The sequence below is a fragment of the Kribbella sp. NBC_00382 genome (genome assembly GCF_036067295.1).
Classification (GTDB): domain Bacteria; phylum Actinomycetota; class Actinomycetes; order Propionibacteriales; family Kribbellaceae; genus Kribbella.
In genome coordinates this window covers 8093487-8120197 of record NZ_CP107954.1, presented here as the reverse complement: position 1 = coordinate 8120197, position 26711 = coordinate 8093487, and the positions used below count along the sequence as shown (strand labels likewise).

General features: G+C 67.9%; 27 protein-coding genes. 18 read left to right on the top strand and 9 right to left on the bottom strand.

Features of this window, described 5'->3' with window-relative positions; translation table 11 throughout:
* Positions 1-219: 219 nt before the first annotated feature.
* Both OHA70_RS38100 and OHA70_RS38095 read right to left on the bottom strand, forming a co-directional pair.
* The gene (locus tag OHA70_RS38100) at positions 220-1365 is read right to left on the bottom strand and encodes a trans-sulfuration enzyme family protein (RefSeq protein WP_328326449.1); all 1146 of its coding nucleotides are present in this window, start codon (positions 1363-1365) and stop codon (positions 220-222) included.
* Positions 1362-1961: a TetR/AcrR family transcriptional regulator gene (locus OHA70_RS38095; RefSeq protein WP_328326447.1), complete on the bottom strand. Its 600-nt coding sequence runs from the start codon at positions 1959-1961 to the stop codon at positions 1362-1364. Before OHA70_RS38095 ends, OHA70_RS38100 begins: the two co-directional genes overlap by 4 nt.
* A 144-nt stretch (positions 1962-2105) precedes the next feature.
* Here OHA70_RS38095 and OHA70_RS38090 point away from each other — a divergent pair, with 144 nt between their 5' ends.
* Entirely contained in the window at positions 2106-3302 is a 1197-nt protein-coding gene (locus OHA70_RS38090) for a cytochrome P450 (RefSeq protein WP_328326445.1), read from the top strand.
* Between the two features lie 21 nt (positions 3303-3323).
* A complete protein-coding gene (locus OHA70_RS38085; RefSeq protein ID WP_328326443.1) occupies positions 3324-4454 on the top strand; it encodes a D-alanine--D-alanine ligase family protein in 1131 nt (376 codons plus the stop codon).
* 19 nt (positions 4455-4473) lie between these two features.
* Here the strand turns inward: OHA70_RS38085 and OHA70_RS38080 are convergent, their stop codons facing one another.
* The 4 genes from OHA70_RS38080 to OHA70_RS38065 all read right to left on the bottom strand — a co-directional run bounded on the left by OHA70_RS38080 (position 4474) and on the right by OHA70_RS38065 (position 6951).
* Positions 4474-5709 (bottom strand): RNA polymerase sigma factor, encoded by a 1236-nt coding sequence (locus OHA70_RS38080; protein WP_328326441.1) that lies wholly within the window; start codon positions 5707-5709, stop codon positions 4474-4476.
* Positions 5709-6125, bottom strand: coding sequence for a YciI family protein (locus tag OHA70_RS38075; protein WP_328326439.1), 417 nt, complete (start codon positions 6123-6125; stop codon positions 5709-5711). Before OHA70_RS38075 ends, OHA70_RS38080 begins: the two co-directional genes overlap by 1 nt.
* 104 nt (positions 6126-6229) lie before the next feature.
* Positions 6230-6736: a DUF3515 domain-containing protein gene (locus OHA70_RS38070; RefSeq protein WP_328326437.1), complete on the bottom strand. Its 507-nt coding sequence runs from the start codon at positions 6734-6736 to the stop codon at positions 6230-6232.
* The gene (locus OHA70_RS38065) at positions 6715-6951 is read right to left on the bottom strand and encodes an Lrp/AsnC family transcriptional regulator (protein WP_184806149.1); all 237 of its coding nucleotides are present in this window, start codon (positions 6949-6951) and stop codon (positions 6715-6717) included. The genes OHA70_RS38070 and OHA70_RS38065 overlap by 22 nt, the downstream gene beginning before the upstream one ends.
* Positions 6952-7078: 127 nt before the next feature.
* Between OHA70_RS38065 and OHA70_RS38060 the strand changes: the two genes are divergently transcribed.
* From OHA70_RS38060 to OHA70_RS38050, 3 genes are read left to right on the top strand one after another with little or no spacing between them, the layout of a single operon-like run.
* Positions 7079-8041 (top strand): thiamine-phosphate kinase, encoded by a 963-nt coding sequence (locus OHA70_RS38060; RefSeq protein ID WP_328326435.1) that lies wholly within the window; start codon positions 7079-7081, stop codon positions 8039-8041.
* Between the two features lie 9 nt (positions 8042-8050).
* Positions 8051-8866 carry a bifunctional hydroxymethylpyrimidine kinase/phosphomethylpyrimidine kinase gene (gene thiD / locus OHA70_RS38055; RefSeq protein WP_328326433.1) on the top strand — a complete coding sequence of 272 codons (816 nt, stop codon included), beginning with the start codon at positions 8051-8053 and terminating at the stop codon, positions 8864-8866.
* Positions 8863-9594 (top strand): DinB family protein, encoded by a 732-nt coding sequence (locus tag OHA70_RS38050; protein ID WP_328326431.1) that lies wholly within the window; start codon positions 8863-8865, stop codon positions 9592-9594. Before thiD ends, OHA70_RS38050 begins: the two co-directional genes overlap by 4 nt.
* Positions 9595-9798: 204 nt before the next feature.
* On the opposite strand, the gene OHA70_RS38045 is transcribed toward OHA70_RS38050, so the two are convergent.
* On the bottom strand, positions 9799-10989 hold the full coding sequence (locus OHA70_RS38045) for an ROK family transcriptional regulator (protein WP_328326429.1): 1191 nt from the start codon (positions 10987-10989) through the stop codon (positions 9799-9801).
* A gap of 48 nt (positions 10990-11037) precedes the next feature.
* Here OHA70_RS38045 and OHA70_RS38040 point away from each other — a divergent pair, with 48 nt between their 5' ends.
* The gene (locus tag OHA70_RS38040; protein ID WP_328326427.1) at positions 11038-11661 is read left to right on the top strand and encodes an HAD-IA family hydrolase; all 624 of its coding nucleotides are present in this window, start codon (positions 11038-11040) and stop codon (positions 11659-11661) included.
* Positions 11662-11897: 236 nt separating this feature from the next.
* Complete coding sequence (locus tag OHA70_RS38035; RefSeq protein WP_328326425.1) at positions 11898-12947, top strand: MFS transporter; 1050 nt, start codon at positions 11898-11900, stop codon at positions 12945-12947.
* Here OHA70_RS38035 and OHA70_RS38030 read toward each other — a convergent pair.
* Positions 12920-13546 (bottom strand): HAD family hydrolase, encoded by a 627-nt coding sequence (locus OHA70_RS38030; RefSeq protein ID WP_328326423.1) that lies wholly within the window; start codon positions 13544-13546, stop codon positions 12920-12922. The two genes, OHA70_RS38035 and OHA70_RS38030, sit on opposite strands and share 28 nt — an antisense overlap.
* Before the next feature lie 201 nt (positions 13547-13747).
* Here OHA70_RS38030 and OHA70_RS38025 point away from each other — a divergent pair, with 201 nt between their 5' ends.
* The 6 genes from OHA70_RS38025 (at position 13748) to OHA70_RS38000 (ending at position 20043) form a co-directional block, all read left to right on the top strand.
* Complete coding sequence (locus OHA70_RS38025) at positions 13748-15031, top strand: ABC transporter substrate-binding protein (protein WP_328326421.1); 1284 nt, start codon at positions 13748-13750, stop codon at positions 15029-15031.
* Position 15032: 1 nt separating this feature from the next.
* Positions 15033-16067 (top strand): carbohydrate ABC transporter permease, encoded by a 1035-nt coding sequence (locus tag OHA70_RS38020; protein WP_328326419.1) that lies wholly within the window; start codon positions 15033-15035, stop codon positions 16065-16067.
* The gene (locus OHA70_RS38015) at positions 16057-16884 is read left to right on the top strand and encodes a carbohydrate ABC transporter permease (protein WP_328326417.1); all 828 of its coding nucleotides are present in this window, start codon (positions 16057-16059) and stop codon (positions 16882-16884) included. Before OHA70_RS38020 ends, OHA70_RS38015 begins: the two co-directional genes overlap by 11 nt.
* 19 nt (positions 16885-16903) lie before the next feature.
* The gene (locus OHA70_RS38010; protein WP_328326415.1) at positions 16904-18913 is read left to right on the top strand and encodes an aldo/keto reductase; all 2010 of its coding nucleotides are present in this window, start codon (positions 16904-16906) and stop codon (positions 18911-18913) included.
* A gap of 73 nt (positions 18914-18986) precedes the next feature.
* Complete coding sequence (gene rpmB / locus OHA70_RS38005; RefSeq protein WP_328326414.1) at positions 18987-19208, top strand: 50S ribosomal protein L28; 222 nt, start codon at positions 18987-18989, stop codon at positions 19206-19208.
* Positions 19209-19368: 160 nt separating this feature from the next.
* A complete protein-coding gene (locus OHA70_RS38000) occupies positions 19369-20043 on the top strand; it encodes a hypothetical protein (protein ID WP_328326412.1) in 675 nt (224 codons plus the stop codon).
* Between the two features lie 3 nt (positions 20044-20046).
* On the opposite strand, the gene OHA70_RS37995 is transcribed toward OHA70_RS38000, so the two are convergent.
* The gene (locus OHA70_RS37995; RefSeq protein WP_328326410.1) at positions 20047-21051 is read right to left on the bottom strand and encodes an SAM-dependent methyltransferase; all 1005 of its coding nucleotides are present in this window, start codon (positions 21049-21051) and stop codon (positions 20047-20049) included.
* A gap of 52 nt (positions 21052-21103) precedes the next feature.
* On the opposite strand from OHA70_RS37995, the gene OHA70_RS37990 reads away from it, so the two are divergent.
* The 5 genes from OHA70_RS37990 (at position 21104) to OHA70_RS37970 (ending at position 26672) form a co-directional block, all read left to right on the top strand.
* On the top strand, positions 21104-22753 hold the full coding sequence (locus tag OHA70_RS37990) for a DAK2 domain-containing protein (protein WP_328326408.1): 1650 nt from the start codon (positions 21104-21106) through the stop codon (positions 22751-22753).
* Positions 22750-25008 carry an ATP-dependent DNA helicase RecG gene (recG, locus tag OHA70_RS37985; protein WP_328326406.1) on the top strand — a complete coding sequence of 753 codons (2259 nt, stop codon included), beginning with the start codon at positions 22750-22752 and terminating at the stop codon, positions 25006-25008. The genes OHA70_RS37990 and recG overlap by 4 nt, the downstream gene beginning before the upstream one ends.
* A complete protein-coding gene (gene rsmD / locus OHA70_RS37980; RefSeq protein WP_328326404.1) occupies positions 25005-25568 on the top strand; it encodes a 16S rRNA (guanine(966)-N(2))-methyltransferase RsmD in 564 nt (187 codons plus the stop codon). Before recG ends, rsmD begins: the two co-directional genes overlap by 4 nt.
* The gene (gene coaD / locus OHA70_RS37975; protein ID WP_328326402.1) at positions 25561-26031 is read left to right on the top strand and encodes a pantetheine-phosphate adenylyltransferase; all 471 of its coding nucleotides are present in this window, start codon (positions 25561-25563) and stop codon (positions 26029-26031) included. The genes rsmD and coaD overlap by 8 nt, the downstream gene beginning before the upstream one ends.
* 128 nt (positions 26032-26159) lie before the next feature.
* A complete protein-coding gene (locus OHA70_RS37970; RefSeq protein ID WP_328326400.1) occupies positions 26160-26672 on the top strand; it encodes a YceD family protein in 513 nt (170 codons plus the stop codon).
* Positions 26673-26711 lie beyond the last annotated feature (39 nt).

Here is a 26711-nt window from a genome sequence, read left to right as displayed (position 1 = left end):
ATTCCGTGCACGCCGACAGGAGGTAGTCGCCGATCGGTGCTGTGCGACCGCTTGTTCAAGCGCAGCAGCACCTCGGTTAGCCGACTACCTCCTGTCGGCGTGCACAGGAGCCATCAACACCAGCACCCCGGCCAACTCCAGCTCACCAGCTTCGGCCCGCCCCGGGGCGCCGGATCCGCCAGCAACTCCCTCGCAGTCAGCTTCGGCAAGTCGCGTGGGCTAGCTGAGTGCCTGGTGCAAGTCGGCCCAGAGGTCAGCTGGGTGTTCGATTCCTACTGAGAGGCGGATCAGGTCTTCGGGGATGGTGGGGACCTCGATGGCCCAGCGGCGGCGGCGTTCGAGCATGGATTCGACGCCGCCGAGGCTGGTGGCGTGGACCCAGAGGGTGGTGCTCTCGCAGATCTTCTGGGCGTAGGCGGCATCGCCGCCCACCTCGAAGGCGAGGATGGCGCCGAATCCGGACATCTGGGTCGCGGCGAGAGCGTGGCCGGGGTCGTCGGCCAGGCCGGGGTAGCGGACGAGGCTTACCCGGGGGTGTTCCAGCAGGCGCTGGGCCAGGAAGGCTGCATTGGACTGTGCCTTCTCAAGACGCAGGGCGAGCGTACGGAGCCCACGGAGAGCCAGGAACGCCTCCATCGGACCAGGGATCGCCCCCAGGCTCCGGCGCCGCAACTCCAGAGCAGTCCAGAGGGAATCGGACGCAGTGACGACAGCACCCAGTACTACGTCCGAGTGCCCAGCAATGAACTTGGTCGCCGAGTGCATCACGATGTCGGCCCCCATCGACAACGGCTGCTGCAGTAGCGGCGTCGCGAAGGTGTTGTCGACTACAACCGTCGCCCCCGCAGCACGCCCCGCCGCGGCCAGTAGTGGAATGTCCGCGACCTCCATAGCCGGGTTAGTCGGCGACTCGATCCACAGCATGTCCGCACCGACCACAGCCGCCGACACCGCCGCAGAGTCAGTGATCGACACCCGCGTGACGGTCAGCCGCCCAGTAGCCGCCTGCTGATCCAGCAGAGCCAGTACTCCGCTATACGCGTGCTGCGGCGCAACCACCCGCCCACCCACCGGCACCAGGTCGCAAACAGCAGCCGCAGCCGCCATACCGGAAGCGAAGCTCAGCCCGCGCCCACCCTCAAGCGCCCCGAGCGTCGTCTCGAGCGCGGCCCACGCGTCGTTGTCGAAGCGCCCGTACCCCCGGTTCCCACCCGCGATGTACGTCGAGCTGAACACCGGCGACTCACCCAGCGGAGCATCCGGCACCCGAGCGGGGCGGCCGGCGTGGACGACAACGGTGGAAGGGTCGAGATCAGGCGTCATGCCAGCGGGAACAACGGTCGAGGGGTCGAGGTCAGGCGTCATGCCTGCACTGTAGGCAGCGGGATCCCACCACCGCGGAGCAGGCCCATCGCTTCGTGCGCCAGGTCCTTGACCTCCGTGCCGTCCGGGTTGTCCACCCAGGTCTGCACGACCACCTCGATGATGTTCATGACCGCGCCCGCCGCCAGTGCAGCGGTGAACTCCACTGAGTCACCCGCCAGCCGCCCGGCCAGCTCCACGGTCAGCTCGTTGCGCCAGCGCCAGGTCACCTCGGCCAGACGTGCACCCACCGACGGCGTCGCCGCGGCCAGCTCGTACACGGCCCGGACCCGGTCGGGGTTGCGCTCCAACTGGTCGAGTACCAGCTCGATCACCCGCTGCAGGCCGTCCGGCAGGTCCAGCTCGGCGGGCTGTTCGCGGAACCAGTTCAGCGCCCCGAACATGCTGTCCTCGACGAACTCCAGGACCAGCGTCTCCTTGGTCGGGTAGTACCGGTACAGCGTGCTCGGCCCGACCTCCGCGGCCGCGGCGATCTGCTCGACCGTCGTCCGGCCGAAGCCGTGGTCGGTGAACAGCTCGAACGCCTTGTCCGAGATCAGCCGGCGGGTCCGTTCCCGCTTCAGCTCCCGAAGCCCCATAGCCGTGCCCCTTGCTAGTACGTGCGGGCAGCGTAACGGATCCGAACACGCCGACAGCTGGGTTCAAATGGTCAATACAGTCATATGGTAGTTACTACCAAAATTCTGCCAGTGTTCAAACCATAGACAGCGAGGATCCTGCCGATGACCGACTTCCCCGCCACCCGTCCGGCCGGTTGTCCGTTCGACCCGGCGAGCGGCTTCACCAAGCTGCGCGAGGCCGACGGCCCGACGAAGGTCTCAACCCCGGCCGGTATCGACGCCTGGCTCGTCACCCGGTACGCCGATGTGCGCGCGGTACTGCCCGATGCGCGATTGAGCTCGCGGTCCGCGCCGTCGGCTCACGTAGTACCGGGTGCGGACCTGGATCGGGAAGTCGAGTCCGGGTCGATCCTGCAGGCCGACGGCGAGCGGCATGCGTACCTGCGCCGCCTCCTGACCAGCGAGTTCACGGTACGGCGGATCCAAGCGCTGCGGCCCCGGATCGCGGAGCTGGTCGAGGAACACATCGACGCGATGCTGGCGAGCGAGGGACCGGTCGACCTGGTCCAGGCGTTCGCGCTGCCGATCCCGTCGCTGGTGATCTGCGAGCTGCTCGGTGTCCCGTACGCCGATCGCAGCGAGTTCCAGGCGCGCAGCGCAATCCTGGTCTCGGTCGACCGTCCCGAGGAGGAGGTGATGCGAGCCAGCGACGAAATCAACGACTACATGGCCCGCCTCGTGACGGCCAAGCTCGAGAACCGTGAGGACGACCTCCTGTCCCGCCTGATCACTCGGGCCGAGGACCAGGGCCAGCCGCTGACGATGCCCGAACTCGTCACGCTCGCCATCACCCTGCTGATCGCCGGCCACGAGACCACCGCGAACATGATCGGCCTCAGCACCCTCGCGCTGCTGCGCGACCCGGAGCAGCTCGACGCCTTGCGCGCCGACCCCGACCTGGGGCCGTCAGCGGTCGAGGAGATGCTGCGCTACCTGACCGTCGTCCAGTTCGGCCTTTTCCGGCACGTGCTTGAGGACATCGAGATCGGCGACGAGACGATCAAGGCCGGCGAGTTCCTGATCGCCGCGATCCAGTCGGGCAACCGGGACGAGCAGGCCTTCGCCGACCCGGACCGGATCGACCTTTCCCGCAAGGCCTCCCGGCACCTGGCCTTCGGGTTCGGCGCACATCAGTGCCTTGGGCAACAACTTGCCCGGGTCGAGTTGCAGGAGGTCTACACCCGCCTCTACACCCGGATCCCGACGCTGCGACTGGCCGTGCCGTTCGAGGAGATCACCTACAAGGACAACACCCTCGTGTACGGCGTGACCGCCCTACCCGTCACCTGGGACCGCTGAGCTGACGCTATCGTCGACTCGGTGAGTCAGTACTCGAACGAACGAAGCAAGCCCCGGGTCGCCGTCGTGTTCGGTGGGCGGTCGAGCGAACATGCGATCTCCTGCATCACCGCGGCCAACGTGCTGCAGGTGATCGACCGGGACAAGTACGACGTCGTACCGGTCGGTATCACCGCCAGCGGACACTGGGTGCTGGAGAGCGGCGACCCCGACCGGCTGTCGATCACCGACGGCAAGCTGCCCGAGGTCGACGTGACCGCGATGCCGGTGGTGTTCAGCGGGGATCGCGAGTTGGTCGTCCACGAACCCGGCGAGGTGCCGAACACGCTCGGCGAGGTGGACGTCGTCTTCCCGCTGCTGCACGGCCCGTGGGGCGAGGACGGCACGATCCAGGGTCTGCTCGAGATGTCGGACATCCGGTACGTCGGCTCGGGAGTGCTCGCCAGCGCCGTCGGCATGGACAAGCACTACATGAAGGTCGTCTTCGCGGCCGCCGGACTCGAGGTCACGCCGTACGTCGTGATCCGCGACCGCGACTGGAGCCGCGACCCGCAGGCCTGCCGCGAGGCGGTCGACAAGCTCGGGTACCCGGTGTTCGTGAAGCCGGCCCGTGGCGGTTCCAGCCTGGGGATCAGCAAGGTGAACAGCCTCGACGAGCTGGACGACGCTGTCGCCGAGGCGCGGGCGCACGATCCGAAGGTGCTGGTCGAGGCGGCCGCCAAGCACCCGCGCGAGATCGAGGTCGGGGTCCTGGGCGGGCTGAACGACGCCCCCGCGGCGGCCAGCGTCTGTGGTGAGATCGCGGTCTCGGGTGGCGGGCACGAGTTCTACGACTTCGAGACCAAGTACCTGCCCGAGGGCGACGAGTTCGCGGCGCTGTCGATCCCGGCCGACCTGCCGGAGCACATCGCGGCGGAGATCCGGGCCCAGTCGCTGACCGCCTTCGACGCGATCGAGGCCGAGGGGCTGGCGCGCGTCGACTTCTTCCTCGACGAGGACCAGCGGGTGATCATCAATGAGATCAACACCATGCCGGGCTTCACCCCGAAGAGCATGTTCCCGCAACTGTGGGCGGCCTCAGGCGTCGACTACAAGGAACTCGTCGACCGCCTGCTCACCCTCGCAATGACCCGACCCACCGGCCTGCGCTGACTGCCCCGAAGGGCACACCTCAGCTCGAGCTGGCTGCGGCAGCCTTCCCGTTGAGGTAGCGCTGCTGGGGCAGGCTGGTGGTCAGGGTTGCCGCCAGCTCGTACGCCGTCCGCGCGCCGGCCGGGTCGCCGGACATCTCCAGCAGGTGGGCCCGTACGGCATGCAACCGGTGATCCTGGGCGATCCGCTGATCGCTCTCGATCTCACCGAGCAACTCCAGTCCTCGCTCCGGACCTTGCGCCATCGCCACCGCGACTACATGGTTCAGCGCGACCATCGGGTTGTCGCTCAGTCGCAGCAGTACCTCGTACAGCGCGACGATCTGCGGCCAGTCGGTATCGCTCCAGGACGGTGCCTCGCCATGAACCGCAGCGATCGCCGCCTGTAGCTGATACTCACCAACCGGCCCGCGGGGCAGTGCTCCGGTGATGAGCCCGACACCTTCGTCAAGACTGCCGCGGAGCCAGAGTGAGCGGTCCTGTTCGGCCATCGGGATCAGCTCGCCGTTCACACCCGTCCGACCCGGGCGGCGAGCGTCGGTGAGCAACATCAGCGCGAGCAAGCCCGTCACCTCGCTGTCATCAGGCAACAATGCGTGCAGCATCCTGGCCAGCCGGATTCCCTCAGCTGCCAGCTCGACCCGCTGCAACTCCGGCCCGGCCGTACTGGCGTAGCCCTCGTTGAAGATCAGGTAGATGACCTTCAGCACAGCTTCCAGGCGTTCGCTATGGTCCGGTGGCAGCGAGAACCGGGCCCCGGCATTCCGCACGCCTTGCTTGGCCCGGGTGATCCGTCGGGTCATCGTCGCCTCGGGAACGAGGAAGGCCCGGGCGATCTCGGTCGTGGTCAGCCCGCCGACCGCGCGCAGGGTGAGCGCGATCTGTGAGGCGGCCGACAGTGCTGGATGGCAACACAGGAACAACAGGATCAAGGTGTCGTCGGAAGCCTCGACCGGCCTGTCCGCGGCCGGCGCCAGCCATTCGTCGGGAAGCACCCACTGCGAGACCGTGTCCTCCCGTTGATGCCGCGCCTGTTCCCTGCGGAGCAGGTCGATCAGCCGCCGGGACGCGACGGTGATCAGCCAGGCACGCGGATCGTCCGGTCGACCCTGCTCCGGCCACTGTCGCGCGGCCGTGAGCAGAGCCTCCTGGACAGCGTCCTCCGCGGTGTCGAAGTGCCCGTAGCGCCGGACGAGCGCACCCAGGACCTGCGGCGCCAGCTCCCGCAGTAGCTCCTCCGCCACCGGCTCGGCCATCAGCCGACCAAGTCCTCCTGGCCTTCCGCGATCGGCCGGATATCGGCGTACGCGGTGGCCCGGACGAACTCCGGCACGGGGGTGTCGGCCAGCCGCGCGGCGATCTCGGTGGCGCGGTCGAAACTCTCGCACTCGACGATCCAGTAGCCGGCCAGGACTTCCTGGGTCTCGGCGTACGGGCCGTCGGTCACCACTGACGCGCCGTCCTTCGAGCCGAACCTTCTCGTCAGCACGGGCGCGGCCAGCGCGCGCGTCTCGACCAGTTCGCCGGACTCGGCGAGGTCGGCGTTGAACTTGTCCATGAACGCGCCCATCGCGGCGAAGTCTTCGCTCGTCCAGGCCGGTTTGCCGGTGTCCTTGCCGCCCATGCCGTCGTAGTCCTGCTGCGAGGCGTAGGTGAGGATCATGTATTTCATCGGTGTCTCCCGTCTCCTGGCACCAACTCTGGTGCCTCTCACCAGCTACGTCGATGCCCTCGACAGGAACCGGACGTGCACTCGCACTGACTTTTCCAGGGCGGTCACGTGCAGGGAGTGATCAGGGTGTTGTGCGCCTTGACCGCGTCGGAGACGTCGGTGAGGGCGTTGGCCTCGGGGGCGTACTTGTTCGGGACGGCCAGCTCGAGGTAGAGCTTGCGGCCGATCGTCGTGAAGAGGTAGCCGTTGGTGACCTGCTGGGCGTACCAGCCGACGCCGTTCACCTCGAAGCACTGTGACTGGGCCGCTGCCATCCCGGCGGGCGGGGCGACGCCACAGGTCACCTCGATCGCCGGATCCCCGTACGCCGTGGTCAGCGCGCTCGCCGGCTCGGCCTTGCGGCGCTTGGCGTCGAGGACCTTCGCCGGCATCGCCTGGATGAGCGCGGTACAGGCGTCAGCGACCTCGGGCCCCGGTGAGGGTACGGCGATCTTGGCCGGCCCGGGGCTGCAGCCGGCCAGCGCGAACACGATGACGGCCGACGCGGCACCGAGACGGGCGCGCCGACCGTGGACCGCGGCGATCGGGATCAGATGTGGACGACGGGGCACGTCAGCGTGCGGGTGATACCGGGCACGTTCTGCACCCTGGCCACGACCAGCTTGCCCAGTTCGTCGACGTTGCGGGCCTCGGCGCGCACGATCACGTCGTACGGACCGGTGACGTCCTCGGCCAGGGTGACGCCCTGGACCTCGGCGATCTGGGCTGCGACGTCGGCCGCCTTGCCGACCTCGGTCTGGATCAGGATGTAGGCCTGGACCACCACGTCGTTCTCCACTCAGTCGTCCTCAGCTGGTCGGGACCACAGTACTGCGCAAGGGTCCGGCGTACTCGTCGTTGCCACGTCACCGTACCGCCTAGACTCGCCCCTGGCATATGGGAGGTCTGTTGACGTGACAGAGACGTTGGGAAGCACCGGTGAGTTCGGCTTCATCGAAGCCGCCACCAAGAGCCTTCCCCAAGGTGAGGACGTCCTGGTAGGACCGGGCGACGACGCGGCCGTGGTGGCCGTGCCGGACGGCCGGATGGTGATCACGACCGATCTGCTGGTGGAGGGCCGCCACTTCCGCCAGGACTGGTCGTCGGCGTACGACGTGGGCCGCAAGGCCGCCGCGCAGAACCTGGCCGACATCGTCGCGATGGGCGCCCGGCCGACCTCGATCGTGGTCGGCTTCGGCGGGCCGGCCGACCTGCCGACCGCCTGGGCGCTCGAGCTGCAGCAGGGCCTCGGCGACGAGTGCGAGCTGCTCGGCGTGAGCATCGTCGGCGGCGACACCGTCCAGTCGGACAAGATCATCGTCTCGGTCACCGCCTTCGGCTCCCTCGACGGCCGAGCTCCGGTACTCCGCTCCGGCGCGCGCCCCGGCGACGAGGTCGCTGTGGCCGGCCGGCTGGGCTGGGCCGAGGCAGGTTTCGCCGTCCTCAACCGTGGTTTCCGTTCGCCCCGTACCGTCGTCGAGGCGCATCGCCGGCCCGCACCCCCGTACGCCGAGGGCGTGCGCGCCGCATTGGCCGGAGCCTCCTCGATGTGCGACGTCAGCGACGGCCTGCTCGCCGACCTCGCCCACATCGCGGTCGCCAGCGAGGTCCTGATCGACATCCGCTCCGCCGCCCTCACCATCCCCGAACCCCTCCAAGCGGTCGCCGCGGCAACCGGCGCCGACGCCCTCACCTTCGTCCTCACCGGCGGCGAGGACCATGCCCTGGTCGGCACCTTCGAACCAGCCGACGTCCCCGACACCTGGACCGTCATCGGCACCGTTGCCGTAGGCAATGAAATCCACCCCTCCGGCACCGTCACCGTCGACGGCGCCCCCTACACCGGCCCCACCGGCCACACCCACTTCCGGAGCTGAGGAACTTTTATGAATGCCGCGCCGCCGCGGGTGCTCACCGTCGCCGGGTCCGACTCCGGTGGGGGAGCGGGGATTCAGGCTGATCTCAAGGCGATGTTGGCCAATGGGGTGCATGGGATGAGCGTGGTTACCGCGATTACGGCGCAGAACAGTGTTGGGGTGCAGGGGGCTTGGGAGTTGCCGGCGGAGCAGGTGGTGGCGCAGTTCCGCAGTGTGGTGGACGACATCGGGGTCGACGCGGTGAAGACGGGGATGTTGGCGTCGGCGGGGATGGTTCGGGTGGTGGCTGGGTTGCTGCGGACGTTGCCTGACGGCGTTCCGGTGGTCGTGGATCCGGTGTCTGTGTCGAAGCATGGGGATGCGTTGCTCGCCGGGAACGCGATGACGGCGATGCGGGCGGAGATCGTTCCGCTGGCGACGGTGCTCACGCCCAACCTGACCGAGTTGGGTCCAGTGGCGGGGGTCGAGGTTCACAGTCTCGAGGATCGCGAGATCGCGGCGAAGGTACTGCTCGACGCAGGGGCGTCCTGGGTGCTGGTGAAGGGCGGGCATGACAGCGGCTCGTTGGCTGTTGATGTGCTGCACGGGGACGGCGTACGGCTGGAGTTCAGTGCGCCGCGAGCCGATAACCAGCACACGCACGGGACTGGGTGCACACTGGCGAGCACCATCGCGTCGTACCTGGCCCGCGGGTACGACGTACCGGCTGCTGTCGGCGCCGCGAAGGACTACATCAGTGGGGCGGTGGCGGCCGGTTTCGCGCTCGGTGGTGGGATCGGGCCGGTGGACCACGCGTGGGAGTTTCGAAACAGGAGTGATCAGTGACCAAGAGCCGCCCCCCGGTGGACGGACTGTGCGACGAATGCGGATTCAACTACGACACGGGTGACCTGCAGGGCACGGTGACGACGCTGATCCGGCAGTCGGCGGAGAGCAGCATGGCGTTGACCAAGGCGGCCGCGAGCAAGGATCCGGGCGTCGTACGGATCCGCCCGGAGCCGGAGGTCTGGTCGGCGATCGAGTACGCCTGCCACGTGCGCGACGTACTGGAGACGCAGCGCTTCCGGATCGCGCAGTGCCTGGCCGAGGACCGGCCGGTGTACGCGCCGATGGACCGGACCGGACGGGTGAAGCAGGAGAAGTACGAGGATCAGGACCCGATGGAGGTGGCGGCCGCGCTGATGCGGTTCGCCCGCGAGTTCGGGGCTGCTGCTCGGGTGCTGACGCCGCCACAGCTGGGCAAGCTCGGCCTCTACAACTACCCGGTACGAGCGCCCCGCTCGCTCAGCTGGATCATCCGCCACACCGCCCACGAGATCCAGCACCACCGCCACGACATCATCAAAATCCTCGCCGTCCTCGAACCCCCAATCATCCCGGCCCCCAAGCCCGAGCCCACGCCCGAATCTGAGGACGGGACCGGGGTGGAGGTCTCCGAGTCGGAGACCGGGACCGGCGGGACGGGGGCTGGCGAGGCCGGAATCGGGAGCGGCGAGGCCGGGGATCAGTTCACCGGCGATGCCGAGGATCCGGCTGCCGCCGAAAGAGACTGAGTCGGCTGGTGGGTCGACGACTGGTCTGACTGCTGGGCTGATTGGTCGCGGGCAGTCGGGTGAGGGTGCGGGCTAGCCAGGCGGTGCGGGTGTGGCGGGCTTCGGTGGAGAGTTGGGCTTGCGGGAAGACGGCGTCGAAGCCGTGGAAGCCGCCGGCCCAGACGTGGAGCTCGGCTCGGCCGCCTGCCGCCCAGATCCGGCCGATCAGGTTCTGGAGAATCGGTCATTCCAGTGGGCCAGCGTGGACTCGGTGGTGATGTGGTCGAGGCCGAGCGCGGCCGCACCCAGGAGTGGGCCGGTCTCCTGATGGGTCGAGTCGAGAACCGGCGGCGGCGCGGAACGATGGAAGGTCATCAGGCCGTCGGTGTACGCATTGGCGAAGACGGCCGGGGCCGCGGCGCGCAGGGGGATAGCCAGGCCGCCGATGGTGACCACTGCGGGGTCGTTCGCGTTGACCAGGCCGGCGATCCCTTCCGCGAGTGCGGTGACGACCCGGTCGACGGCGCGCCGGACGGGCTGCTCGGCGATGCGCTGGAGCAGCTCCTCGGCGTACGCATAGGGGTCGTCGGGCGCCGGATCGCCCAGGTGGCGGGCGAGCGCCCGGCCGTCGATCTCGAGATCCCAGCAACCGCGGGCGCCGCAGGGGCAGGAGCGGCTGCGGTCACCGAACGGCATGTGCCCGTACTCGCCCCCGGCGCCAGTCGCCCCACTGGCCGGGATGCCGTCGAGGATGAGCGTCCCGCCGACGCCCACCTCGACTATGAGGTGCAGCGCGGTCCCTGCCCCGGCTGCTGCTCCAGTGCGCGCCTCGGCCACTCCACTGAGGGTTGCGTCGTTCCCGACGAGCAGTGGCAGACCGGTGCCGGCTACTACCGGGCTGAGGTCCAGTTCACTCCAGCCGAGCGTCGTGGCCTGCATCAGCCGGTTCTCGCGGACAGTGCCCGCCACTGCGAGGCTGACGGCTAGTAGGCGTTCGCCGTACTGCGCCTTGGCTCGCTCGACCTCGGCTCGCAGTACGGCCAGTACTGCGTCAGGCCGGCGGTTGCGGTGGCGCTTGGACTGCTGCTCGATCAGTACGCCGTCCAGCGACACGACTGCGCTCTGCCAGTCGGCCAGTTGCAGCTCCATCGCCAGGACCACCGGGCCCCGCGGATGCGGGCGGAGTACGGTCGTCGGCCGGCCGCGGCCCTGGCTCGGGGCAGGGGTCTCGGTGAGGAGGTGGAGGTCGCGGAGGCGGGCGGTGAGCTCGGTGGTGGAGCTGGTGCTCAGGCGGAGTTCCCTGGCGACGGCTGCGCGGGTGATGCCGGGCTGGCGCGCGATGAGGGCCAGGACGTCGGCGGCCGTCTGCCACTGGCCGCGTCGCACTGCCGGTTTCACGTCGCCTCTTGCCGTCATGGGTCCCCCCTGGCTTATGCTCGGAGTACGAGTTTAATGGAGGCGTCGATGGAGTTGGGGCAACTGCGAGCCGTGTTGTTCGACATGGACGGCACCTTGGTCACCTCGGACGCGTCTGTCGAGCGCGCGTGGACGACCTGGGCGGCGGAGTACGGCGTAGACCCGGTGGAGGTGCTCTCGCAGGCCCACGGCGCTCCCGCCGAATCAACCGCCGTCCGAATGCTCCCGCATCTCGACCGCGCCGCCTGGCTGGCAGCAGCCGCCCGCCAGATGGAACTCCAGTACGACGACCTCTCCGACGTAGTTGCCGCACCCGGAGCCTTCGAAGTACTCGCCGTCCTAGACCGCCGCGCCCTTCCGTGGGCGGTCGTGACGAGCGCTGACCACCAACTGGCGAAGGCCCGCCTCGGAGCCGCCGGCATCGAGCCGCCCCTCCTGATCGCCATCGAAGACATCACCCAAGGCAAGCCAGACCCCGAGGGCTACCTCCGCGCCGCAGAGCTACTCGGCGTCGATGCCCAGTACTGCCTGGTGGTAGAAGACGCCGAGGTCGGTCTAGCGGCCGGCCGAGCCGCTGGCGCGATAACCGCAGCCCTGAAGGGCCTAGACGGCGACATCCAGCTAGCCGACCTGCACGACCTAGCCGAGTTACTGAACCGGACGGGGGAGTGAGCCGCCTAGAACGGAGCGGAAACGCAGAGGCGACCCGCCCCGAGATGCAAGCCGGAACCGGTGACGCGGGCGGGCTGGGTGGGGGCGGAGCTGCGGGTGGGCGAGATGGGGCCGGTGCTGCGGGCGGGTGGGTAGGGCGCGGTGGTTTGGGTGGGTGGGGTGGGGTTTCTGCTGGGGTTGAGATTGGGGTGGGGCTTTCGGCGTTGGGGTTTTTGCTGGCGGGGTTGGGGGCCTGTGTGGCTGTGCTGGCTCGGGATCTCGCGTTGCCGGCTGATCGGTTGGCGTTGTTGTCTTCGGCGTTTGCGGTGGGGTTGTTGGTGGTGGCGGTGGTGGGGCCGCGGGTGCTCAAAGTCTTGGCGATCGGGGTGGTGTTGCGGGTTGGGGCGGTTGTTTGTGCGGTGGGCGGGGTGCTGATCGCGGTGGCTCCGACGTATGGGCTGGCGATCGCCGGGGGACTGGGGGTTGGGCTGGGTGGGGCGTTGCTGATTTTGATTGCGCCGTTGTTGTTGAGCGGGCCAACGGCGGCGGCTCAGCTGACCCGCGTTAACGCGTTCGCTAGCGCTTCCGGGATTTTGGCTCCGCTGGCTATTGGGGCGGCGGACAAGGTGGTTTCGACTGGGCGGTTGGCGATGCTTGTAGCTGTGCCTCCGCTGCTGGTGCTGGCTGTCATTGCGCGTCCGGGGGTAACTCACGAACAGGCCGTCGTAGCGCCGCAGCGGTTGGAGCGCCGCGTCCTCATGCAGGTCGGGCGCGGGTGGGCTCGGGTGGTACTAGCGGTTGCGGTGGAGTTTTGTTTTGTGATTTGGGCGGTGGCCCGGCTGTTGGACTCGGGGCTGACTATTGCCGGCGCCGCCTTGCTGGGGAGCGCCTTTCCGATCGGTATGGCCGTAGGGCGGGCAATAGGACCGGTACATGTCCGCGGCTGGTCTCCGATCGTGCCGGGTGGACTGCTGGCGGTCGCTGGGACGCTGCTGGTCAGCTTGTTCGGTACTCCGGCAGTGGTCACAGCAGGCCTAGTACTGGCAGGAATCGGCGTCGCACCGCTCTACCCGGTCACCCTGGCCGCACTGGTCGCCACCCCGGGACTCAGCTCGGCCCGGCTCGCAGCACTCGGCGCCTCGGCGTCGGGCGTGGCCATCCTGCTCGCCCCGGCCGTACTGGCCGCACTAGCGGGAGTGGTCGACCTACGGACGGCCTTCCTGGTCACCTTGCCGCTACTGGTCGCGCTCTTCCTCGTCAGCCGCCCCTTGAGCCGCGGTCACGCGAGGGAGACCGTCAGCCCGTAGCGCGCGAGCAGTGCACGCAAAACCTCGTGCCCCTCGGACAGGTCGTACAGCTCGGCATGCAACCCGGCCTCGCGGGCGCCGTCGATGTTGGGCTGGTTGTCGTCGATGAACAGCGTCGTCGCCGCAGGCTTGCCGACCGCGGTCAGGATCGCGCGGAAGTACGCCGGATCCGGCTTGGCCAGGCCGAGGTCGCACGAGTAGAAGCTCTGGTCGAACCAGTCGCCGTAGTGCCGCTCGTCGTTCATGATCGCCCGCCGGTACGACTGCTGGTTGGTGGCGAGATGACACCCGATCCCAGCCGCCCGCAACTCCTGGATCCACCCGACCACCACCGGGTCGGCCTCGAAGCGGTGCCACAACTGCAGTACGTCCTCCACCGACGCGGAAGAGGACCAGCGCTCGAGCACCTCGGCGACCGCCTCGCGGAAGTCGCCCTTGCCGGCGATCGAAGGCCGCTCCGAGACCATCAGGTCGAGCACGAACTCGTCGGCCGACTCCGCCGCGACGAACCCCGACAGCGTCCCGCGCCAGTCCACGGTCGGCTGCTGGATCACTCCATCGGCGTCGAACAGAACTGTCTCGATCTCCACAAGCGGCATGGCATCCATCCTGTCAGGCGCCCCGGTCGTTCCAGACTGGCGTTCACGACTGGCTCGGTCGGGCACAGGATGAGCCCTTGACCGGTTCAGTTGGTATGCGCTTACCTTAAGCATGTCCGAACATTTGTGGACAAGTTCTAGCGGAAATGAACACGAGGACTCCCCAACCGGTCAGTGATGAAGGTGTAGGTGAGGCGGTTCATGACAGTGACACGCAGACAGTTCCTGGTGCTCGGCGCCGGGGCGGGCGCCGCGGCGGCCGGGTTGACCGGTTGTGGATCACGAAGTTCGCTCGGGGCCGCCGACCAGCTGAGCATGTGGACCTGGGTCGGCTCGGTCAACGACTCCCTGATCGGCGAGGCCGAGAAGGCGATCCCCGGCGCGGCGGGCAAGCAGCTCTCGATGACCCGGATCGGCGGCGACTACAAGACCAAGGTGCTGACCGCGCTGGCGGGCAAGTCGCTGGTCCCGGACATCATGGCGATCAACGACGACGTCGCCACCTACTTCCCGAACGCGGACCAGTTCCACGACCTCAACGAGCTCGGCGCGGACAAGCTCAAGGGCGACTTCCTGGACTGGAAGTGGAAGCTCGGCATCACACCGCAGGGCAAGATGATGGCCTACCCGATGGACACCGGCCCGACCGCGCTGTTCTACCGGCGGGACATCTTCGAGAAGGCCGGCGTACCGACCGAGCCCGCTGACGTGCAGGCCGCGGCACCCGACTGGGACGGCTTCATCCAGCTCGGCAAGAAGGTCAAGCAGGCGGTACCGGGGTCGTCGATCACCGACAACATCACCTCGGTCTTCGACTACGCGATCGCCCAGCTCACCAAGCGCTACATGACCCCGGATGGTCAGTACATCGGCGACGGCGATCACATCAGGCAGGCTTGGGACCTGGCGGTCCGGGTGGTCAAGGACGGCTTGTCGGCCAACGCCCAGTCGGGCAGTACCGACGCCAACGCGGTCGTCACCAACGGCCAGCTCGTCGCGTACGTCGGTGCGGTCTGGTGGGCACAGCTCGGTCCCAAGAACGCCGCCCCCAAGACGAAGGGGCAATGGCGGGTGTGTGCGACCCCGGGCGGCGCCGGCAACCGTGGTGGGTCGTTCCTCGCCATCACGAAGTACTGCAAGGATCCCGCGGCCGCGTTCGCCTTCATCAGCTGGCTGGAGTCGTCCAAGAACCAGGCCGAGGCGTTCAAGGACCCAGTACTTTTCCCGTCCACGCCCGCGAGCTACACCGACCCGCGGCTGACCGCGCCCGACCCGTTCTTCGGCGGGCAGCGGATCGTCGACGTCTTCGCCGACTCCGCCAAGAAGTACCCGGGCGCGTACTTCAGCCCGTACGACTCGATCATCCGCGATCCGATCGCGGCCGAACTCGTCAACGTCGAGGTCGGCGGCAAGTCGTCCGACCAGGCCTGGAAAGACGGCCAGATCCAGGTCAAGCGCGAACTCACCAGGGCGGGGGCGATCTGAGATGGCTGTCAGCAACGCGATCAGCACCTCAGCGGTGTCCACCAAGGAGACAGCGCCGGACCGGCCGCCGGGCAAGTACCGTCGCGCGCTCCCGCAGTACGCCGCGGTGTCGCCGTTCTTCATCCTGTTCGCGGTCTTCGGCGCGTTCCCGATCCTGTTCTCGATCTGGCTGTCGTTCCACTCCTGGGACGGCATCGGCCAGATGAAATGGGTCGGGCTGGAGCAGTACAGCTATCTGCTCACCGATCCGAGCTTCTGGAAGTCCATCACCAACACCTTGATCATCTGGGTGATCTCGACCGTTCCGATGCTGCTGCTGGCCCTGGTGATCGCGAACGCGTTGCACAACGCGACGCGGTTCCGCAGCTTCTACCGGATCGCGTACTTCGTCCCGAACATCACCTCGGTGGTCGCCGTCACGATGGTCTTCGGCTCCGTCTTCAGCAACAACTTCGGCCTGCTGAACGCCTTCCTGCAGTCGGTCGGGCTGCAGAAGATCGAGTGGCTGAGCGCGCCGTGGGGGATCAAGGTGGCGATCGCGAGCATCGTCTTGTGGCGCTGGACCGGGTACAACGCGATCATCTTCCTGGCCGGTCTGCAGGCGATCTCGTCCGACGTCTACGAGGCGGCCAAGATGGACGGCGCCTCACCGCGGCAGACGTTCTGGCGGATCACCGTGCCGCTGCTGCGTCCGGTCATCCTCTTCACCGCGGTCACCAGCACCATCGGCGGGCTGCAGATCTTCACCGAGTCGCAGGTGCTGTTCGGCAGCAGCGGCGCGATCGGCGGCCCCGGCGACGGCGGTCTGACGATCGTTTCGTACCTGTACGACAGCGCGTTCGGCAAGCACCAGTTCGGCTACGGCGCCGCGATCGGCTGGGCGCTGTTCATCCTGATCGTCTTGTTCTCGATCATCAACTGGCGGCTGATCGGCGGCAACGACGACGAACGGATCACCAAGCGAGCCGCCCGCCGGATCGACGCGAAGGTCGCCCGCGACAGGGCTCAGGACAAGGAGCTGACCGATGCGCACTGAGAGAATCCGTACCGTCGTCGGCCACGTCGTCTTGATGTTCGGCGTGCTGGTCTCGATCTTCCCGTTCTACTGGATGCTCGTGATGGCCTCGAACACCACCTCGGACATCTTCACCTACCCGCCGAAGCTGTTCGTCGGCTCGCACCTGTTCGAGAACATGGGCCACGTGCTCGACAACATCGACTTCTTCGGCTCGATGCTGATCACGCTGATCGCCAGCCTCGGCGTCACCGTGCTGGTGCTGTTCTTCGACTCGCTGGCCGCGTTCGCGTTCGCGAAGTACGAGTTCCCCGGCCGGAACCTGCTCTTCGGGCTGCTGCTCGCGACCTTCATGATCCCGTCCCAGCTGTCGCTGGTGCCGCAGTTCGTGACGCTGGCCGAGTTCGGCTGGATCGGGTCGCTGAAGGCGCTGATCATCCCGGGCGCCGCGAACGCGTTCGGCATCTTCTGGATGCGCCAGTACGCCAAGGGCGCGATCCCCGACGAGCTGATCTCGGCCGCGAAGGTCGACGGCGCCGGCTTCTTCCGGCAGTACCTGACCGTCGGACTGCCGGTCCTGCGGCCCGGCCTGGCCTTCCTCGGAATCTTCACGTTCATCAACGTCTGGAACGATTACCTGTGGCCGTTGATCGTGATGACGGACCCGAACAAGCTCACCCTGCAGGTCGCCTTGCAGCAGCTGAACGGCGTCTATGGCACCGATTACAGCATGGTGATGGCGGGTGCCCTGATGAGTGTGATTCCGTTGATCGGGGTCTTCCTGATCGGAGGCCGCCACTTCATCGCCGACATCGCCGCCGGTGCCATGAAATTCTGACCCAATTGACCGCACCTCGATGAGGGGAACCTCTGTGCAGAACAGCAAACTCCGCTGGGGAATTCTGGGAACCGGAAACATCGCGTCCAGGTTCGCCAGCCAGATCCCGGCGTCCGCGACCGGTGAACTGGCCGCGGTCGGAAGCCGCAGCCAGACCTCGGCCGACGCGTTCGGCGACAAGTACGACATCCCGCACCGGCACGCGTCGTACGGCGACCTGCTCGCCGACGACACCGTCGATGCCGTCTATATCGCCACCCCGCATCCGCTGCATCCCGAGTGGGCGATCAAGGCCGCAGAGGCCGGCAAGCACGTGCTCTGCGAGAAGCCGCTCGCGATCAACCGGTCCTGGGCGGCGGCGATGATCGAGGCCGCGATCCGCCACGACGTCTTCCTGATGGAGGCGTACATGTACCGCTGCCTGCCGCAGACCAAGCTGGTCGCCCAGTTGGTCCGTGACGGCGCGGTCGGCAAGGTGCACCAGATCCAGGCGTCGTTCGGGTTCCAGGCGTCCTTCAACGCCGAGAGCCGGATCTTCGCCAACGACCTGGCCGGCGGTGGCATCCTCGACGTCGGCGGCTACCCGGTCTCGTACGCGCGACTGATCGCCGGCGCCGCCATCGGAGCCCCGTACGCCGATCCGGCGGCGGTCACCGCGGTCGGTCAGGTCGGCGAGACCGGGGTGGACGAATGGTCGGTCGCGACGCTCTTCTTCGACAGCGGGATGACCGCTCAGGTGAGCACCGGCGTCCGGCTCAACGACGAGAACCGGGTACGGGTGCTCGGCAGCGAGGGGTACCTCGTGATCGAGGACCCGTGGTTCGGTGGCGACGGCAAGCCGACCCACGTGACGCTGCACAAGGTGGGGGAGGAGCCGCGGGACATCTCCGCGGAGCCGGCCTTCATCTACACGGCCGAGGCGGACGCGGTGGCGGCGGCGATCGAGTCGCGCCAGGCGCCGGAGATGGCGTGGTCGGACACGCTGGGCAATCTCGAAGTACAGGACGAGTGGCGCAAGCTGATCGGGCAGCAGTACGCGAGCGAGCGCGACGACGTCCTGATCCCGACGACCACCGGGCGGCCGCTGGCACGGCGTGACGATGCGTCGATGACGTACGGCGAGGTACCAGGGCTCGGCAAGCAGGTGTCGCGGCTGGTGATGGGCGTCGACAACCAGTTGACGCTGCCGCACGCGGCGACGATGTTCGACGACTTCGTCGAGCGCGGCGGGACGACCTTCGACACGGCGTACGTCTACGGCGGCGGGCGGGGCGAGAAGCTGCTCGGGCAGTGGGTGAAGTCGCGGGGCAACCGGGACGACATCGTGCTGATCGGGAAGGGTGCGCATACGCCGTACTGCGATCCGGAGTCGATCACGCGGCAGCTGTTCGAGTCGCTGGAGCGGCTGCAGACCGACCACGTCGACCTCTACCTGATGCATCGGGACAACGAAGAGATCCCGGTGGGGGAGTTCGTCGATGTGCTGGACTCGCATTTCCAGGCCGGGCGGATCAAGGCGTTCGGTGGGTCCAACTGGTCGACGGCTCGGTTCGACGAGGCCAATGCGTATGCGGCGGCTCAGGGGAAGCAGGCCTTTACGCTGCTGAGCAATCACTTGAGTCTGGCGCGGGCGTACGACGTACCGTGGGCCGGCTGCCGTCATGTCAGTGACGACGAGTCGCAGGCGTGGCTCCGGGAGCGGCAGGTCGCGCTGTTCCCGTGGTCGAGTCAGGCGCGCGGGTTCTTCACCGGACGGGCCAAGCCGGAGGACCGGTCGGACGAGGAGCTGGCGCGCTGCTTCTACTCCGACGGCAACTTCGAGCGACTCCGGCGCGCGGAGGAACTGGCCGACAAGTATGGTGTGGGTGCGACGGCGATCGCGCTGGCCTGGCTGCTACACCAGCCGTACCCGGTGTTTCCGCTGATCGGCCCGCGTCAGCTCAGCGAGACGCGGACCTCGTTGCCTGGCTTGTCGGTGGAGCTGTCGGCCCAGGATGTGACCTGGCTGACAGCCGCGGACCTCGGCTGACACCGAATTGGTGGACGCATCAGCAGCTGTGTAACATGGTCTGTCGGTGTCTCGACCCTAATCACGGAGAATCATGTCTAAAGTTTGCGATATTTGCGACAAGAAGCCGATGTTCGGCAAGAGCGTTGCCCGGCTGGGCAAGGGCGCGATGATCCGTCGGGTCAAGGCTCGTACGAACCGTCGCTTCAACCCCAACATCCAGCCGATCCGCGCGGTCATCAAGGGCACGCCCGTGAAGCTGAAGGTCTGCACGTCCTGCATCAAGGCGGGCAAGGTTCAGCGCGTAGTCGGCTAGTACGACCGGCCTCACCAGGCCGTCCTCCGTGTAGGGCCCCAGAGGCGCCCGGGAACATCCCGGGCGCCTACTGCTGTTCCCGTCACTCTCCGCTATGGACGCCCACGCCGTTTGGGTCCAAGGTGGTGCCTTCACTTTTTCGCATGTGGGGGGAACCACAGTGGATCAGACCAAGGCGCCCGCGCCTGCCCAGAAACCAGCCAAGGGCCCGGCCAAGGGGCCTGCGAAGGACCCGGCCAAGGACTATGCCTGGCACCGGCATCCGGCGTTGATCGCCACCATCCCGGTGATCGGAGCCCTGATCGGCTCCGTGCTCACCATCGTCGCCGGCCAGAACGGCAAGCTCCCGGAAAGCATCAACCCGGCCCCGCCACCGACCACCGTGGTGGCGCACGAGACCACCACCGCCACGGTCACCGCGACCGAGACGACCACCCAGACCGTCACCCCGTCTCCGACCGAGGAGACGTCGTCGCCGGATTCCTCGACCTCGTCAAGCGTCGGCGTACCGCCGCCGGGGACCCTGGCGATCACCGTCCTGATGACCACCAACGGCAAGATCGGGCCGAACGAGTACCGCGCCGGGTCGGCGCCAACCGCTTATGCGAGGGTCAACGACGAGTCAGGGCAGCAACTGGGCAAGGGCTGCTACCCCACGTGGGTGGTCAAGCGAGGCAGCACCACCGTGCAGAGCGTGCGCGGAGAGAGTTGCGGCAGCGGCATCGACATCAGCAGGGACTCGCTGAAGGTCCGGGGGCTGTACCACGTGACCATCTCCGTCACGACGGACGCCGGCCCCAAAGCGACCAAAACCCTGGACTTCCAGGTGACGTAGCAGTCACCTGGCTCTGGCTATCACCGTCAGCTCGTTGCGGTTGTGGTGGAGTTGGCGGGCTGAGTGGATGTCGTAGTTCTTGCGGAGGACGTCCATGCCTCGGCGGGCGGCGTCGAGGGGGTTTCGGGCGCCGCCTTTGAGGGTGACTACGGCTAGGGCGCCGCGGCGGAGGTGGGGGATGGCGTCGAGCATGACGCGGGCGCTCATCAGCTGGTCCATGCGCATGTCGTTGACGACGACGTCGAAGCGGAGCTGGTTGCGGCGGAAGAACTCGCCGGCGGTGGTGGCGACGTGGTGGACGCCGCGGTCGGCGGCTACCCGGCGCTCGAGGTCGCCGGGGTCGATGGACCAGACCTCTTGGTCGTACTGGCGCAGGATCCGGGTCCAGCCGCCGGGGCTGGCACCCAGGTCGAGTGCCTTGCCGCCGTGGGGGAGTTGCAGGTCGAAGGTCTGGATCGCCTCTTCCAGCTTGAACTCCGAGCGTGAGACCCGGTCGTCCGAGCGTGCGAGGCGCATGCGGCCGCCGGGCCAGTCGGAGAGGCTGAGGTTCAGGCGGTTGAGGCCGATGAGCACGGTCTTCTTGGAGGCGAAGCAGGAGACGACGAGCTCCTGACCGGCTCGGCTGACCTCGATCCCGCGCTCAGTCAGCGCAGGCTCCAGCAGGTGGTAGTACGAGCCACCGCTGCTTGGTCCGTCTGTCCAGGTCTGTACCGCGAGAGCCTGCGGATGGCGCGGCAGTTCGGCCAGGATCAGCTCCGCCAACTCGTGTCCCGGCGGCACCTCGCTGACGCCGAAGCCGGCGATCTCGGTGGTCAGATGCCGGATGAAGACGATCCGCCCGTCGTTGCAGGCGGCGGCGAGCTCCTCGATCGGCGGCCCGTTCTCGGTGATCCGCCCGAGGTCGCCGCTGACCCGCTCGACCTTCACCCGGGGGCCGAACTCGTCCCGGATCTCGCGGACCGCCAAGTCATAGCTGTCGGTAGCCACCGAGAAGAGCGAAGAGAGCACGCCACATGGTAGGACGTCCGCCGGCAGGCCCGGACCGGTTAGCCTTCCGGGCGTGGATGTGCGTGGAGAGGTGCTGACGACGGCGGTACTGCGAGCTTGGGCCCGTACCGCGCTGTCCGAGCTCGGGCGCGCCCGGGTCGAGATCGACGAACTCAACGTCTACCCGGTCCCCGACGGCGACACCGGCACCAACCTGTACCTAACCTGGGAAGCCGCCTGCGACGCCCTCCCGGCCGGCAACCTCACCTTCGCCGAAGCAGTCCAAGCCTTCGGCCGAGGCGCCCTCCTAGGCGCCCGCGGCAACTCCGGCGTCATCACCTCCCAGCTGGTCCGCGCCTGCGGTCTCCGCCTGGCAGAGAACCTCCCACCAGAGCAAGAGACTTCAAATGGTGTGTTGGCGGATGCTCGGATGAGTGAGGCTGCGGCGTTTGCGGATGCGTTGGTGTTTGCGGCTGACGCGGCCTACAGCGCGGTGGCGCAGCCTGTCGAGGGCACCATGCTGACTGTGGCTCGGAGGGCCGGAGAGGCGGCCCTGGAGGCTGCTAATGCGGGGAAGAGCCTGGCAGAGGTGTGTCTGGCGGCTGTGGCAGCCGCGCGGGTGGCGCTGACCAAGACGACCGAGCAGTTGGAGGTACTACGCCGTGCGGGTGTGGTGGACGCCGGGGGCGCGGGCCTGGTCGTCATCTTGGGCGCCATGGAGTCGGTGCTGTCGGGCAGAGCTCCGGCGGCGACCAGCGGCGTACCGGCTCGGGTGGCGCCGCAGGAGTTGGTAGGGGCGGCTGGGACCGACCTGGACCCAGACGGACCGGCGTACGAGGTGATGTATCTGCTGGAGGCGCCTGACGAGCAGATCACCGACTTCCGCAAGCAGTTGGCCGGGATGGGCGACTCGGTCGTGGTGGTCGGCGGTGACGAGCTCTGGAACGTCCACGTGCACACAGACGACGTCGGCGCGACCATCGAGCTCGGCATCGGGATCGGACGCCCGTACCGCATCAGAGTCACCCACTTCGCCGACATGGCCCACCGCGAGCCGGTCCCGAACCGTGCAGTGATCGCCGTGGCCGCAGGTGACGGGCTGGCCGACCTGTTCGAAGAGTCGGGCGCAGTGGTCGTCCGCGGCGGCCCCGGCCGGCGGTGCTCGACAGGCGAGCTCCTGAAGGCCATCGAGCGCTCCGGCGCACCGGAGATCGTCATCCTCCCCAACGACAGCGACTCCATCGCAGTAGCCGAGGCAGCAGCCACAGCGGCAAGACAAGACGGCATCCGGGTAGCAGTAATCCCCACCCGCGCCCAGGTGCAAGGACTAGCGGCCATCGCGGTCCACGACCCCGAGCGCAGCTTCGACGACGCAGTAGTCCAGCTATCGGCCGCCGCCGGGCAGACCCGCCACGGCGCTGTGACGATCGCCGTGAAGGACGCCTGGACGATGGCCGGCACCTGCCGCATCGGCGACGCGCTAGGCGTCGTGGACGGCGACTTCAGCCTGATCACCGATGATCTGGAGACCGCCGCGACCGGCGTCGTCGACCGGCTGCTGGGCGGCGGTGGCGAGCTGATGACGGTCGTCACCGGCCGCGAGGTCGAGGCTGGCCTGGTCGACGCGGTGGTGCGGCACGTGCGGCGGATTCGCCGGGATGTCGATGTCGTGGTGTACGACGGAGGACAGGAAAGGTACCCGTTGCTGATCGGGGTGGAATGAAGACCGACATCGACCGCAAGCTCCGCGACTTCGTCGGGGCGAAGACGGCCAAGAGTTTCTCCGAGGTGCTCGGCATCGAGACCGTCGGCGAGCTGCTGCGGCACTACCCGCGGCGGTACCTGAAGAAGGGCGAGCTGACCCCGTTCGACGAGCTGCAGGTCGGCGACCAGGCGACCGTCAGCGGCCGGGTCAAGAAGGTCACCGTCCGCTCGCTGGACTCCAAGCAGGAGATCCGCCCGGACGACGTGCAGAAGTTCCGCCGGCACAAGACGATCACCAAGGTGGTCGTCACCGACGGCCGCAACGACCTCGAGCTCGCCTTCTTCAACCAGCCCTGGCTGGCCAACAAGCTGGTCGCGGGTACCGCCGCCCTGTTCTGGGGCGAGGTGACGATGTTCCGCGACACCATGCAGCTCAAGGGCCCGGGCACCGAGATCCTCGACGAGGAGGACCTGACCGAGGAGGAGATCGAGCGCCGGGCCAAGCCGTTCCGGCCCCTCTACCCGGCCAGCGCGAAGCTGCCGACGGCGACGATCGAGCGCAGCGTCAAGATCGTGCTGGACAACCTCGAGGACGTCGACGACCCGATCCCCGAGCTGATCCTGCGCAAGGAGAAGCTGATCGGCCTGCGCGAGGCGCTGCAGAAGGCGCACCTGCCGGAGACCGAGAAGGACATCGAGATCGCCCAGAAGCGGTTCCGGTTCGAGGAAGCGCTGGTGATGCAGACGATCCTGGCCCAGCGCCGGGCGGTCACGGATGCGCTCAAGGCCGTTCCGCGGCAAAGAACCAAGGGCGGCCTGCTGGACGAGTTCGACAAGAGGCTGCCGTTCAAGCTCACCGACGGGCAGACCGAGGTGTGCGACGAGATCTTCGCCGACATCAGCCGGGCGCACCCGATGCACCGGCTGCTGCAGGGCGAGGTCGGCTCCGGCAAGACGGTCGTGGCGCTCCGGGCGATGCTGTCCGTGGTCGACGCCGGCGGCCAGGCGGTACTGCTCGCCCCGACCGAGGTGCTCGCGACCCAGCACCACAAGACGCTGACCAAGATGCTCGGTGAGCTGGCCGAGCAGGGCATGCTCGGCGGGGCCGAGCAGGCGACCCGGGTCGGACTCCTGACCGGGTCGCTGAACGCGGCAGCGCGGCGTACGGCGATGTTGGACGCGGCCAGCGGCGCAGCGGGGATCGTCGTCGGCACGCACGCGCTGCTCGAGGACAAGGTGCAGTTCGCCGATCTCGGGCTGGTCGTGGTCGACGAGCAGCACCGGTTCGGCGTCGAGCAGCGGGCCGCGCTGAGTCAGAAGTCGGGCGACGCGACCCCGCACACCCTCGTGATGACGGCAACGCCGATCCCGCGGACGGTCGCGATGACCGTCTTCGGCGACCTCGCGGTCTCCACGCTGACCGAGCTGCCCGCCGGACGGTCGCCGATCAAGAGCAACGTCGTACCTGCGCTGCAGAAGCCGGAGTGGCTGGAGCGCGCCTGGCAGCGGGTCCGTGAGGAGGTCGGCAAGGGCCATCAGGCGTACGTCGTCTGCCCGCGGATCGGCGACGACGTGAAGAACGCCGCCGACGAGGAAGGCGAATTCGCCCAGGGCGAGCTCAACGACGGCGACGACGGGCGGAGCGAGTCCAAGGCCAAGACCCGGCCGGCCATCTCGGTGATCCAGGTGGCCGAGGTGCTCGAGACGGCGCTGGGCGACTTGCGGGTCGAGATCCTGCACGGGCGGCTGCCGGCCGACGAGAAGGACTCGGTGATGACCCGGTTCGCGGCCGGCGAGATCGACGTACTGATCGCGACCACCGTGATCGAGGTCGGCGTCGACGTGCCGAACGCGTCGACGATGGTGGTGATGGACGCGGACCGGTTCGGCATCTCCCAGCTGCACCAGCTCCGCGGGCGGGTCGGCCGGGGCAAGGTGCCTGGGCTCTGCCTGCTGGTCAGCTACGTCTGGCCGGGCTCGTCGTCCATGCAGCGGCTGGAGGCGGTCGCGGCGACGACGGACGGCTTCGAGCTGTCCCGGATCGACCTGGAGACGCGGCGTGAGGGCGACGTGCTCGGCGTCGCTCAGTCCGGCCGCAGGAGCAGTCTCAAGCTGCTCAGCGTGCTCCGCGACGAGGAGATCATCCTGACGGCCAGGCACGTCGCGCACTCGCTCATCTCGGTCGACGCCGAGCTCACGGAGTACCCCGTACTACGGGCCTTCGTGCGCAGCGCGCTGGAGTCAGAAGCCACCGACTACCTGGAGAAAACGTGACGCGCATCGTCGGGGGAGTGGCGGGCGGTCGGCGCATCGCCGTCCCACCTGGCAACGGAACCAGGCCGACCGCCGATCGGGTCCGGGAAGCGCTTTTCTCTTCCCTGGAAGCGGAATTCGGCAGCTTCGACGGCCTGCAGGTCCTCGACCTGTACTCCGGATCAGGCGCCGTCGGCCTGGAAGCGTTGTCCCGCGGGGCCACCCGGGTCGTCCTGGTCGAGGCCGATCGCCAGGCAGCAGAGGTGATCTCGGCCAACATCAAGGCGGTCGGGCTCCCCGGCGCCACCCTCCTCACCCGACCCGTCGAGAAGGTTGCCACGGGCACCAATTCGGGCGACCCGATCGACCTGGTCTTCGCCGATCCGCCGTACAAGCTGGAGACCGCCGAGCTGCAGGAAGTCCTGACGACGCTGGTGGAACGCGGCTGGCTGGCCGAGGACGCAGTTGTCGTGGTCGAGCGGGCCAAGCGCGAGCCGTGGGAGTGGCCCGAGGGGTTCGCCGCGCTGCGGGATCGCAAGTACGGCGAGGCCCGGCTTTGGTACGGTCACCGCCATGAGTAGGGCTGTGTTCCCCGGTACTTTCGACCCGCCCACCAACGGCCACCTGGACGTGATCGCCCGGGCGTCGGCCGCCTTCGACGAGGTGATCGTCGCGACCGGCGTGAACCAGTCCAAGCAGCGGCTGTTCGGGGTCGAGGACCGGGTCGCGATGCTCACCGAGATCGCCGCGCCGTACGGCAACGTCCGGGTCGGCACCTTCGAGGGGCTGCTGGTCGACTACTGCCGGGCCGAGAACGCCGGTGTGATCGTCAAGGGGCTTCGGTCGGGGGCCGACTACGACTACGAGCTGCAGATGGCCCAAATGAACCGCAAGCTGTCCGGCGTGGACACCGTCTTCGTGCCCACGGCGCCGGAGAACGCTTTCATCTCCTCCAGCCTGGTCAAGGAGATTGCGAAACTCGGCGGTCCGGTAGACCAGTTCCTGCCTCCGAGCGTTCACACGAAGTTGCTCGCCACGCTGTAGGCTGCCCCGGATTGGGTCAGACGGGCCGGAGTTGGTAATGTTGTCCACTGGTCTTGTTGAGACCGAGATTCTGCCTGCCTACGCCTGAAAGGGATGTCCTGAGCGCCTTGGACCCGCGGTCCCCACTCGTGATCGATACCCACGAGCTGTCACGCCGCGCCGGGTCCCAGCGCGAAGTCTCCTTCACGGCACCGGCACCGGCCGACCTCGGAATCGACGTGATCGGTGTTCCCGAAGGCGAACCGATCCAGTTCGATCTGCGACTGGAAGCGGTGGTCGAAGGGGTGCTCGTGTCCGGTTCGGCCAGTGGCCGGCTGGTCGGGGAGTGCGCGCGGTGCCTGGTCGATATCGAGGACGAGTTCCTCGCTGACGTCCAGGAGCTGTACGTCTACCCGGAGAGCGACGCCGAGCCGGACGAGGCCAGCCGGATGGAGGGCGATCTGATCGACCTCGAGCCGGCGTTGAGGGACCAGGTGGTGCTCGCGCTGCCGTTCCAGCCCTTGTGTTCGGACGACTGCCTGGGTCTGTGCCCCGAGTGTGGGGTGCGGCTGGCGGACGAGCCCGGTCACAAGCACGAGGACGGCGTCGATCCCCGCTGGACCGCTCTGCAGGGCCTGCTCCCGCAGGATGAAAAACAGTAGTACCAGCAGTTCCCGAAAGCTTTTCCAAGTCACCAGCCA